This window comes from Streptomyces sp. NPDC056628, assembly GCF_042792555.1.
GTDB lineage: Bacteria > Actinomycetota > Actinomycetes > Streptomycetales > Streptomycetaceae > Streptomyces.
In genome coordinates this window covers 41,120-52,026 of sequence record NZ_JBHTWG010000031.1, presented here as the reverse complement: position 1 = coordinate 52,026, position 10,907 = coordinate 41,120, and the positions used below count along the sequence as shown (strand labels likewise).

The 10,907-nt window shown below is 72.9% G+C and carries 8 protein-coding genes; 3 read left to right on the top strand and 5 right to left on the bottom strand.

Features of this window, described 5'->3' with window-relative positions; translation table 11 throughout:
• Positions 1-611 precede the first annotated feature (611 nt).
• Positions 612-1,631, bottom strand: a complete 1,020-nt coding sequence (locus ACFRAC_RS28765) for a LacI family DNA-binding transcriptional regulator (protein ID WP_382933530.1) — start codon at positions 1,629-1,631, stop codon at positions 612-614.
• Positions 1,632-1,747: 116 nt separating this feature from the next.
• Here ACFRAC_RS28765 and ACFRAC_RS28760 point away from each other — a divergent pair, with 116 nt between their 5' ends.
• Together ACFRAC_RS28760 and ACFRAC_RS28755 are read left to right on the top strand one after the other, a co-directional pair.
• On the top strand, positions 1,748-2,599 hold the full coding sequence (locus tag ACFRAC_RS28760; protein WP_382933518.1) for a phytanoyl-CoA dioxygenase family protein: 852 nt from the start codon (positions 1,748-1,750) through the stop codon (positions 2,597-2,599).
• Positions 2,592-4,013: a sugar porter family MFS transporter gene (locus ACFRAC_RS28755; RefSeq protein ID WP_382933515.1), complete on the top strand. Its 1,422-nt coding sequence runs from the start codon at positions 2,592-2,594 to the stop codon at positions 4,011-4,013. The genes ACFRAC_RS28760 and ACFRAC_RS28755 overlap by 8 nt, the downstream gene beginning before the upstream one ends.
• A gap of 54 nt (positions 4,014-4,067) precedes the next feature.
• Here ACFRAC_RS28755 and ACFRAC_RS28750 read toward each other — a convergent pair whose 3' ends face one another.
• The 3 genes from ACFRAC_RS28750 to ACFRAC_RS28740 form a co-directional block, all read right to left on the bottom strand.
• Entirely contained in the window at positions 4,068-6,374 is a 2,307-nt protein-coding gene (locus tag ACFRAC_RS28750) for an FdhF/YdeP family oxidoreductase (RefSeq protein ID WP_382933508.1), read from the bottom strand.
• Positions 6,375-6,409: 35 nt separating this feature from the next.
• Positions 6,410-6,928: an SRPBCC family protein gene (locus tag ACFRAC_RS28745; protein ID WP_382933495.1), complete on the bottom strand. Its 519-nt coding sequence runs from the start codon at positions 6,926-6,928 to the stop codon at positions 6,410-6,412.
• Between the two features lie 123 nt (positions 6,929-7,051).
• Positions 7,052-8,221, bottom strand: coding sequence for a spore photoproduct lyase family protein (locus ACFRAC_RS28740; RefSeq protein ID WP_382933488.1), 1,170 nt, complete (start codon positions 8,219-8,221; stop codon positions 7,052-7,054).
• A gap of 227 nt (positions 8,222-8,448) precedes the next feature.
• On the opposite strand from ACFRAC_RS28740, the gene ACFRAC_RS28735 reads away from it, so the two are divergent.
• The gene (locus ACFRAC_RS28735; RefSeq protein WP_151782464.1) at positions 8,449-8,625 is read left to right on the top strand and encodes a hypothetical protein; all 177 of its coding nucleotides are present in this window, start codon (positions 8,449-8,451) and stop codon (positions 8,623-8,625) included.
• A gap of 15 nt (positions 8,626-8,640) precedes the next feature.
• Here ACFRAC_RS28735 and ACFRAC_RS28730 read toward each other — a convergent pair whose 3' ends face one another.
• Positions 8,641-10,713, bottom strand: coding sequence for a SpoIIE family protein phosphatase (locus ACFRAC_RS28730; protein ID WP_382933482.1), 2,073 nt, complete (start codon positions 10,711-10,713; stop codon positions 8,641-8,643).
• Between the last annotated feature and the right edge of the window lie 194 nt (positions 10,714-10,907).

The following is a 10,907-nucleotide window of genomic DNA, read 5'->3' as shown; positions in this document are numbered from 1 at the left end:
CGGGGGCGGGGGGCCGGGGGGGGGGTGGGGGGGGGGGGCGGGGGGGTGCGCCGGGGGCGGGGGGGCGGGGGGCCCGGCCCCCCGGCCGCCCGGCCTTCCTTCACCGGTGCTCAGCGACGGGCCCGAAGCCCCGGGTGCCGTGCACGGCTCGGCTAATCGCGAACCCCCGGTCCATCCGCAGGTACCGGGCCCCCTGCCTGCGGAGCCGTCACGTCGTGCGGGCCGGCCGCCGGGACGTGGACCTCGGCGACCTCGCCCACCGGCACCTCCACCCACCCGGAAACCGGTCGCGCTCCGCTCCCAGGAGACGCCCGCGGTGCCCCGGACGGTACGGCTCGACGTGCGGGCCCAGTCGACACCCGCGCAGGTGTCCGGCCGTACGGAGAAGGTGGGCGTAGCCGGCGTCGCCCGGCCGCAGACCGGCCACGTTCTCGTACAGCCACGCCGCCACGGTGCCCTGGAAGTGGTGGTCGCGGGAGCGGGAGTCCCCCGGCCACATCTCCCCCATGTGTCCGCGCCGTTCTCCTGCCAGTGCCCCCGGCCGGGGTAGGTGCGCTGGGTGGCCACGGCACGGGCGACGTCCGGCCGCCCGGGGACGGGTGGCCGGGAACTCACGCCTTCTGGGCGCTGCTCCCCCGTACTTCGAGGCGGTGCGGCACGACGACGTCGAGCGGGGGCACGCCGTTGTCCGGGCTGTAGATGCGGTCGGCGAGGCACTGCAGGGCCCGTTCGGCGAGCTGCCGTTTGTCGGGGGCGACGGTGGTGAGGGGTGGCTGGGCGTAGCGCCCGTCCTCGATGTCGTCGAAGCCGACGACGGCCAGGTCCTCCGGCACGCGCAGTCCGCGTTCGTGGGCCACGTGGAGTGCGCCGAGCGCGAGTTCGTCGGTGAACGCGAAGACGGCGTCGGGTGCCGCCGAGGCGTCGTCCAGCAGGGATGCCATGGCCTCGGCGCCGTCCTTGCGGTGCAGTTCGCGGACCGGGCGTTCCAGCGCGTCGTCCACGACCGCGCCGGCCCGGCGCAGGGCGTTGCGGTAGCCCGTCAGACGCTGGTCGGCGGTGCCGTTGCGCAGGTGGGGCTGGAGGCCGATGGCGGCGATACGGCGACGGCCGGCTTCGAGGAGGTGGGTGGTGGCCTCGTCGGCGGCGGCGACGCTGTCGACGGCGACCCGGTCGGCGAGTCCGCGGGGCGGGCGCTCACCGAGGAGCACGACGGGCGCGCTGCGGGCGTGGGTGGTGACCTCCTCGGGGCCGAGGGCCCAGGGGCTGATGATCAGGCCGTCCACGAGCCGGCCCTGGGTGCCGTCGAGGAGGCGCCGTTCGGCCTCGGCGTCGCCGAAGGTCTGGTCGATGATGACGGTCCAGGAGCGTTGCTGCGCGGCCTCCACGATGAGGCTGGCCAGTTCGCCGAAGTAGGGCGAGTACAGCTCCGGGACGACGAGACCTATGAGTCCGGTACGGCCCGCGCGCAGATTGCGCGCGGCGAGGTTGGGCCGGTAGCCGAGTTCGTCGAGGGCTTGCTGGACGCGCTGCCGGGTGGCCTCGGCGACGTTGCCCGATCCGCTGACGACGTTCGACACGGTCCGGACCGAGACGCCCGCGAGGGCGGCGACATCTTTCAGGCGACTACTCACGGTGGCCATCCTCCCACGCGTCCAGGGCGATCCGACAAGGTTGCCGCAGGGTATTGCAACGTTGCATTCAACGTTGCACGATGAGGGGGATCCATCGCCGCGCAAGGAGGCACCGAATGACCGCGCACCTGTACCCCGGAGTCGACCCGGCCACCCTGGACGTCGACGTCCGTCCCGACGTCGAGGCGCTCCACGGCGACGGGATCACCGCCCGCAAGGGAGCCTTCTCCGTCGAGTGGGCGGACCGGCTGCGCGAGGACGTCGACGCGGCCTTCGAGGAGGCGCTGTCCCGCCCCGACGGCGCCGTGGGGCGCGGCCCCCACCGCTACTACGTCGAGATCCACCCCGAGCAGATCCGGGGCTTCGTCGAGCTGGTCGACCACCCGTGGGTCCGCTCGGTGTGCGCCGCCGTCCTCGGCCCCGACTACCGCATCGTCGAGCTCGGCTTCGACGTCCCCCTGGAAGGCGCCGTCAACCAGCCCTGGCACCGCGACTTCCCGATGCCGGAGGAGACGCGGCACGGACGCCGGCTGACCTCGCTCGCCTTCAACGTCACGACCGTGGACACCGCCGAGGACATGGGGCCCTTCGAGATAGCCCCGGGCACGCAGTGGGACGACAGCCCCGAGTTCGGGCACGGCATGTTCCCGCCCCGCTCGCACTACCCGCGCTACGCGGAGCGCGCCGTGCGCAAGTACCCCCAGCGCGGTGACATCTCCGCCCGGAGCGCCCTGACCATCCACCGCGGCACGGCCAACCAGTCCAGCAGGTCGCGCCCGGTCCTGGTCCTCGGCGTCGACGGACCGGAGGCCACCAACGGCGAGCGGCACGACGCCGCCGTCACGCGCGGTTACTGGGAGGCGCTGCCCGAGCGGGTGCGCCGGCACCTGGACGTCGCCGTCGTGGACGAGCTGACGCCCATCACGCAGAAGCACACCATCGAGGGTCTGGTCATGGGCGATGCCTGAGGCGGCCACCGCCACGCGCACCGAGCCGGCGGCGCCGGCCCGTCCGCCGCGTCAGGTGTACGCGGTGGCGGCCGTCGCCGCGCTCGGCGGCCTGCTGTTCGGTTACGACACCGGCATCATCTCCGGCGCGCTGCTGCACCTGCGGGAGGACCTCGGGCTGTCCTCCCGGGGGCAGGAGATCGTCGTCAGCGTCATCCTGGTCGGCGCCATGGTCGGCGCGCTGTGCTCGGGGCGGCTCGCCGCCCGGCACGGGCGGCGCCGGGTGGTGCTGTGGGTGGCCGTCGTGTTCGCGGCCGGGGCCGCGGCGGCCGCCGTCGCCCCCGGCACCGGCACGCTGATCGCGGCACGCTTCGTCCTCGGGCTCGCCGTCGGCGGAGCCTCCAACATGGTGCCGGTCTACATCGCGGAGGTGGCGCCGCCCGCCATCCGCGGCCGGCTGATGGTGCTGTTCCAGCTCATGGTGGCCATCGGGCAGCTGGTCTCCTTCTTCTGCGGCTGGCTGCTGGCCGACACCGGGGGCTGGCGGCTGATGTTCGGGCTGGCGACCGTCCCGGCGGCCGTCCTGGCGTTCGGGATCGTGCGGCTGCCCGAGAGCCCGCGCTGGCTCGTGGAGCACGGGCGCCGGGACGAGGCGCGCCGGGTGCTGCGCGGTCTGCGGTCGCCCGGCACGGACGTCGAGGCGGAGATCACCGCGATCGGCGAGGTGTCGTCGGCGCCGACCCGTGACGGCTGGCGGGCCGTGCGCCGGCCCTGGGTGCGCCCCGCGCTGCTGATCGCCGTGGGCGTCGCCGCCTTCTCCCAGCTCACCGGCATCAACGCGGTGGTCTACTACGCCCCGGCGATCCTCTCCGACGCGGGCTTCGGCACCTCGGTGGCGCTGCTCACCGGCATCGGCATCGGCGCCATGCTGGTGGTGGCCGGGATCGTCGGCGCGGTCGCGCTGGACGCCGTGGGCCGACGGCGCACCATGCTGTGGTTCCTGCCGCTGTCGGGCCTGTCCATGGCCGTGCTGGGACTGGCGTTCCTGGCGGGCGACTCCCCCGCGCAGCGGTGGGTGGTCATCCTCTCGCTGTTCGCCTACATCCTCTTCAACGGCATCGGCATGCAGTCGGTGGTGTGGGTGATCGCCCCGGAGATCCTGCCGCTGGGCGTGCGGGGCCCGGCGACGAGCCTGGCCACGGTGTCCGTGTGGGGCTTCGACCTCCTCATCGCCGTCACCGCGCTCACCGCGATCAACACGATCGGCCGCTCCGGCACGTTCTTCGTGTACGCCGCCATGAACGTGCTCTGCGTGATCTTCGTGGCCCTCAAGGTCCCCGAGACCCGCAACCGGTCGCTGGAGGAGATCGAACGGGCCCTGCGCGCCCCGGGCTCCTTCCGGCGCAACCTCGGCGGACGGCCGGCCCGCCGCTGAGCCGGGACACAGGACGGCCCCGCACGCGGTGATCGCGTCCGGGGCCGTCCTCTGTCACTCCTGGGGGGCGCCCACCCGCGCAGGCTCCAGCCGGACCACGATCGACTTGAACGTCGGCTGGTTGCTGTGGTCGGCCACACTGTCCAGCGGCACCAGCACATTGGTCTCCGGGTAGTACGCGGCGGCGCAGCCCCGGGCCGTCGGGTACGGGACGACGCGGAAGTCCTCGGCACGCCGCTCGACGTCGTCGGACCACACGCTCACGACGTCGACGCGCTGGCCGTCGCTGAGCCCCAGGCCGCGCACGTCGTCCGGGTTGACGAGCACGACCCGCCGGCTGCCGTGGATACCCCGGTACCGGTCGTTGGACGTGTAGGGCACGGTGTTCCACTGGTCGTGCGAGCGCAGGGTCTGCAGCAGCAGATGCCCCTCGGGCACGCGCGGCGCCTCGGCGCTGTTGCGGGTGAACAGCGCCCGGCCGGTGCCGGTGGCGTAGACGCCGTCGTTGACCGGGTTCAGCAGCTGGATGCCGCCGGGGCGGGTCACCCGCCTGTTGTAGTCCTGCAGGCCGGGCACGATGTGGGAGATGTGGTCGCGGATCACGCCGTAGTCCGCCTCGAACCGCTCCCAGGCGATGTCGGGCTTGTCGCCCAGGGTGCGGCGGGCCAGCCGGCACAGGATGGCGATGTCGCTGAGCAGCAGCGAGGACGCGGGCCGCAGCCGTCCCTGTGAGGTGTGCACCTCGCTCATCGAGTTCTCCACGGTCACGAACTGCTCTCCGGTCGACTGCACGTCCCGCTCGGTCCGGCCCAGGGCGGGCAGGATGAGCGCGGTGTCGCCGCAGACCGTGTGGGACCGGTTGAGCTTGGTGGAGATGTGCGCGGTCAGCCGGCAGCGGCGGACGGCCTCCTCGGTGACCGTGCTGTCGGGGGTGGCGCGCACGAAGTTGCCGGCCAGGCCGAGGAAGAACTTCACCCGGCCTTCGCGCATCGCCCTGATCGCCTTGACCGAGTCGTAGCCGTGGGCGCGCGGCGGGTCGAAACCGAACTCCTCCTTGAGGGAGTCGAGGAAGGAGTCCGGCATCTGCTCCCAGATGCCCATGGTGCGGTCGCCCTGCACGTTGCTGTGCCCGCGCACCGGGCAGGGGCCGGTGCCGGCCCGGCCCACGTTGCCGCGCAGCAGCAGGAAGTTGACGATCTCGCGGATCGTGGGCACGGCGTGCTTGTGCTGGGTGAGCCCCATGGCCCAGCAGACGACGACGCGTTCGCTGCGCAGCACCTCGTCGCGGACCTGCTCGATCTCCTCGCGGGTCAGGCCGGTGGCGGCGAGGACGTCGTCCCACTCGACGCCGCGGACGTGCCGGGCGAACTCCTCGAAGCCGGTGGTGTCGGCGTCGATGAAGTCGTGGTCCAGGACCTCGCCCGGCCGGGCGTCCTCGGCCTCCAGCAGCAGCCGGTTGACGGCCTGGAACAGGGCGAGGTCACCGCCGTTGCGGATGCGCAGGAAGCGGTCGGCGATCTGCGTGCCCGGGCCGATCACGCCACGGGGCTTCTGCGGGTTCTTGAACCTCAGCAGCCCGGCCTCGGGCAGCGGGTTGACGGCGATGATGCGGGCGCCGTTGCGCTTGGCCTGTTCGAGCGCGGAGAGCTGGCGCGGATGGTTGGACCCGGGGTTCTGGCCCACCAGGAAGATCAGGTCGGCGTGGTGGAGGTCGTGGAGGCTGACCGTGCCCTTGCCGCTGCCCAGAGTCTCGTGCAGGGCGTACCCGCTGGACTCGTGGCAGAGGTTGCTGCAGTCGGGCAGGTTGTTGGTGCCCAGGGCGCGGGCGAACAGCTGCAGGACGAACGCCGCCTCGTTGGACGCCCGGCCCGAGGTGTAGAACACGGCCTCGTCCGGGGTGTCGAGCGAGGTCAGTTCCTCGGCCATCAGCCCGATGGCGTCGTTCCAGCTGACCGGCTCGTAGTGCTCCGATCCCGGCCGTTTGACCAGCGGCTCGGTCAGCCGGCCCTGCTGGTTCAGCCAGGCGTCGGAGCGGCGGGCGAGGTCCGCGACGGAGTGCTCGCGGAAGAAGTCCGCGCCCACCCGCCGGGTGGTCGCCTCGTCGTTGATGTGCTTGGCGCCGTTCTCGCAGTACTCGTTGCGATGCCGGTGGCCCGGGGCCGGATCCGCCCAGGCGCAGCCGGGGCAGTCGATGCCACCGACCTGGTTCATGGTCAGCAGGGTCGTGCCGGTGCGCCGGGCCGACGTCTCCTCCAGGGAGTACTCCAGGGCGTGGGCCACCGCGGGGACGCCCGCGGCCCACTTCTTTGGCGGAGTAACGGTCAGGGCCTCGTCCGGCTCGTCGCCGGGCGCCTTCTTCATCGCGAGTCGCCTCTCAGTCGTGCGGTTACCGGGGATCAGCCGTGGGGCCAGGAGGGCACTCCGCTGACGCGCCGATCGGCCTCGTCGCGCCGCACCCGGCCGTTGCGGATGGTGCCGCGCCAGGCCCCGCTCTCCTGCCCCACCCCCTCGATGAACTCCTTGAAGAGCCCCAGCTCGCGGGCCACGAGGCGGCCGGCGACCTCGGAGACACCGGGCACCAGCCCGGCGGGGCCGTTCGGCCGGATCTCCATGCGCAAGGTGAGGGCCGTGCCGCCGTCCGGGGTCGGTGCGAACGACACACGTCCCCGGTGGCCGGGGCGCTCGTCGAGGCTGCGCCAGACGAGATGGGAGTCGGGTTCCTGCTCCACGATCTCGGCCTCGAAGGTTCCGCGCAGGGGACCGGCGGCGAGGGTCCAGGACGTGAGGGAGGGCTTGATCTGGTCCACTTCACGCACCGTGGTCATGAAGCGCGGGAAGTGCTCGAACTGCGTCCACTGGTTGTACGCGGTGCGCACGGGCACCGCGATCTCGATTGACTGCTCGATACTGTGCATGGCCTACCCATCGTCAGGCGCCTCGCCGTGTTCTGCCACACGGGTACGGCCCACCGGCTGAGGGGGCGCCGGATGAGCCGTTCCGCACCGGGCACCCGACTACCCCGCACACGGCGCGCCTAACTAGAACGCGTAACGCACCCGCAGCCACGAGGCGTGCCGGTCGATCAGGGCGCGCAGCGTCGCCACGGACTCCCCCTTGATCCCGTTGCGGTAGCGGACGTTGCGGGCGCCGTTCTGCGACCGCTTGGCCTGCTGGATCTCCGGCCGCCACAGGACGTCCTCGGCGCGGGGGTGCCAGCCGAGGTTGACCTCGTGGAGCTCCTGTTGGTGGGTCAGCATGATCACCTCGGCGGCCGCCTGCTCCTTCACCCGTGCGGGCAGCACGTCGTCCAAGTGGCGCAGCAGGCCGGCCCAGGCGTCCTCCCAGCCGGGACGTACGACCACGGGTGAGAGGTTGAAGTGCACCTCGTACCCGGCGTCGAGGAAGTCCGCCGCGGCGGCGATGCGGTCGGCGACCGGCGAGGTGCGCACGTCGAGGAGCCGGGAGTCGTCCGGCGGCATCAGCGAGAAGCGGACGCGGGTACGGCCGCGAGGGTCGAGGGCCAGCAGGTCGGGGTTGACGAACTTCGTGGCGAACGACGCCTTGGCGGTGGGCCACTGCCGGAAGGCGTGCACCAGGTCGGCGGTGTTGTCGCAGATCAGGGCGTCCACGGAGCAGTCGCCGTTCTCGCCGATGTCGTACACCCAGGCCTCGGCGTCGCACTGGTTCGGCTCGGGCTTGGGTCCCTGCCGGGCGACGTGCCGGCCCAGGTGGGCGATGATCCGGTCGATGTTGGTGAAGACGGTGACGGGGTTGGCGTAGCCCTTGCGGCGGGGCACGTAGCAGTAGGCGCAGGCCATCGCGCAGCCGTTGGAGGGGCCGGGGGCGATCCAGTCCGCCGACCGGCCGTTGGGCCGGGTGGTGAGAGTCTTCTTCTCGCCGAGCACGAGCGTCTCGCCCTTGACCCGCACCCAGCGGTCGATGTTGCCCTCGTTGCCGTGCAGGCCCGGGATGCGCCAGTGCGAGGCGACGGGGATCACCTCGGCGTCGGGGTACCGGGCGATGACCTGCCGCCCCCGCGGGGAGGCCGCGGCGGCCGGCTCGGCGTAGATCCGCCGGACCGGCAGCAGGCGGCGGGCCCCGGCGGAGGTCCGGAAGGCGGAGTGCCGTTCGGCGGGGGCGGGTCCGAGCGCGTCGAGCCCGAACAGGGTGCCGGAGTCGTCGTCCGGGAGGCCGGAGGCGTCGTGCATGTGTGCTTCCGTTCGCTCGCCGTGGCGGGGCCGGCCGGACGCGGCCGTCCCACCGGTGTGCGTGCCCTCGTACCGCGCACCGAACGGTCCGTGCCGCCGCTACCACTGTACGGGCCATGTACCGGCCGGGTCTTGTGGCGCACAGTCGCCGTGCGTGAGGACGCCGGGCCGGGGCATACGCGTGGAGCCACCCCAACCGGCTCATCCCTACTTCAAGGAGGCACCACGTGCTGGGCATCATCGCGGCGGTCCTGTTCTTCATCTCCTTCCTCATCAACGCGGCGGACATCGCCACCAACGACGTCTTCACGTCGGTCAACTTCATGCTGATCGGCCTCATGCTGCTCGCCCTGCACGTGGCGGGGATAGGCAGCGGCTGGGCGGCGCGCGGCCGCCGGCGCTGACCCCGGCGGGCCCGGTCACAGGGTCTGCTCGGCCCAGATCGTCTTGCCGCGCACGGCCGGCCGGGTCCCCCACGCCTGCGCGAGCTGGGCGACGATGAACAGGCCGCGCCCGCCCTCGTCGACCGTGCCCGCGTGGCGCAGGTGCGGGGCGGCCGTGTCGGCGTCCCGCACCTCGCAGGTGAGGGTGCGGCCGCGGATCAGACGCAGTTCGATGGGCGGGCGTCCGTACCGCAGGGCGTTGGTGACGAGTTCACTCGCGATGAGCTGCGTGTTGTAGGCGGTCTCCTCCTCGACGCCCCACGCGGTGAGTTGCGCGCGCGTGCGTCGCCGGACGGCGGACACGGCCGTCGGGTCGGGGTCGAGCGGCCAGACGGCGCACTGGTCGGGCGGGAAGGCCCGCGTCCGCGCGACGATCACCGCGGCGTCCCGGACGCCCATGCCGGCCGGGAGCGCGTAGACGAGGGCGTCGCACAGGTCCTGCAGCGGCCGGTCGCCGTAGCGGGACACCGAGGCCAGCGGGCCGGGGCGCTCGGCGAGGTAGGCCGTGAGCAGCGGGTCGCTGGTGAACACCAGGACACTGCCGGCCGGGACGTCGGCGTCGACGGCCGCGAAGGGGGCGCCCTCCGCGCTCCCCAACCGTGGCCCGGCCGGGGTGCCGAGCACCGAGACGGTGCCCTCCGGCCGTACGACCAGCGGTGCCAGATGACCGGCGGCCGCCGCCACACAGCTGCCGGTCAGCGGGTCGTGCACCGCGTACACGCAGTCGGCGGTCAGCTCCTCCTCGCGCAGGGGGTCGCCGAGCGGCAGCCGGGCCCGTTCGGCGGCGAGCCGGGTCGCCGTGTCGTGGAGACGGGCGAGCAGTTCGTCGGGGGTCAGGTCGAACGCCGACAGGGAGCGGATGGCGGTGCGCAGCTGGCCCATGGTCGCGGCCGCCTCCAGACCGCGCCCCGACACCTTGCCCACGACGATGGCCGTGCGGGCGCTCGACAGGGCGGTGGTGTCGTACCAGGCGCCCGGGTCGGCTCCGGTGAGGGAGAGGTAGGCGGTCTCCAGCCATGCCTGGGCCTCGGGGCGGCGGGGCAGCAGCTGCCGCTGGACCGTGGCGGCGATCGTGTGCTCGCGCGTGTAGCGTCGCGCGTTGTCGAGGCACAGCGCGGTGTGCGTGCCCACCTCCACGGCCAACGCCCGGTCCTCCTCGTCGAAGACGGGCGAGCGGTCGGCGCGGTAGAGGCTGACGAGTCCGAGGGCCGCGTCCCGCAGGGCCAACGGGACGACCAGGAGCGAGTGGCCCCGCGCCGCGTCGACGGCCCGCGCGAGGGCGGGGTCCGCGGCGAGCCAGGGGGTGTCCGGGCCGAACCGGACCATCCTGGGGCTCAGGTCGGCCAGGGCCTGGGTGAACGGCGTCGGGTCCGCGAGGCGGCGGACATCGCCCACCGCGTGGATCTGCCGCGCCGCCTGGTCGGTCGCGCTGCGGAAGGCGGTGCGCATCATCAGGGTGCCGGTGAGGGCGCGGGCCAGGGGCGGGTCGTCGCCGCGGATGACGGCGTCCTCCACCTCGACGGTCACCAGGTCGGCGAAGTCGGGAACCAGGATCGCGGCGAGCTCCTCGCCGATGACGACCGGATCCAGGGTCCGGCCGACGCGTTCCCGTACCCGGTCGAGCATGCGGGTCCTGGCGTGGGCCCGTTCCCGCTCGGTGACGTCTACGGCGATGACGCCGACCCCGAGCACCTTCCCGCCGGGTCCCTGCAGGCGCAGTGCGTTGACCTCGAACGTGCGCTCCACGGGTGCCTCGTCGACCAGGGCCCGCACGACACGGCGCAGCAGGGGCGTGCCGGTGTCGAGGACGTCCCGCAGGAGCGCCTCCGCGTCGGCGTCGACGAGGTGGTAGACGTCCCTGGCCCGTTGTCCCCGGATGTCGTCCAGGCTGATGTCACGCATCCATGGTGTGGCGGTGTTGACGCGGACCACGCGCAGGTCGGGGTCGACGAGGTGGAGCCCGATCGGGGACTGTGTGAACAGTGCCTCCAGCATCGAGGCCGCCGCCTGGTCGACGTGGCCGAGGGGATCGTTGCCCAAGGGTCCCATCCACCTCCGAGGTCCGGTCGCCGCCCGCGCTCGGGGGGTACGCCCCATAGAACAGCGTGCGCCCTGGGCGGCGGCGCCGCACCCGCTGCGGGCCGTGCACCGACCCTCCACTCCGTGTCACAGACATGACCGGTCGTCCACCCCACCGGACTTTGAACTCACTGATGACAAAGTATGGACGCGCACAACGAAAG

Excerpts from the sequence above, each read along its gene's own strand:
- ACFRAC_RS28760 (WP_382933518.1), top strand. The coding sequence starts at position 1,748 with ATGACCGCGCACCTGTACCCCGGAGTCGACCCGGCCACCCTGGACGTC.
- ACFRAC_RS28755 (WP_382933515.1), top strand. The coding sequence starts at position 2,592 with ATGCCTGAGGCGGCCACCGCCACGCGCACCGAGCCGGCGGCGCCGGCC.
- ACFRAC_RS28750 (WP_382933508.1), bottom strand. The coding sequence starts at position 6,374 with ATGAAGAAGGCGCCCGGCGACGAGCCGGACGAGGCCCTGACCGTTACT.
- ACFRAC_RS28745 (WP_382933495.1), bottom strand. The coding sequence starts at position 6,928 with ATGCACAGTATCGAGCAGTCAATCGAGATCGCGGTGCCCGTGCGCACC.
- ACFRAC_RS28740 (WP_382933488.1), bottom strand. The coding sequence starts at position 8,221 with ATGCACGACGCCTCCGGCCTCCCGGACGACGACTCCGGCACCCTGTTC.
- ACFRAC_RS28730 (WP_382933482.1), bottom strand. The coding sequence starts at position 10,713 with ATGGGACCCTTGGGCAACGATCCCCTCGGCCACGTCGACCAGGCGGCG.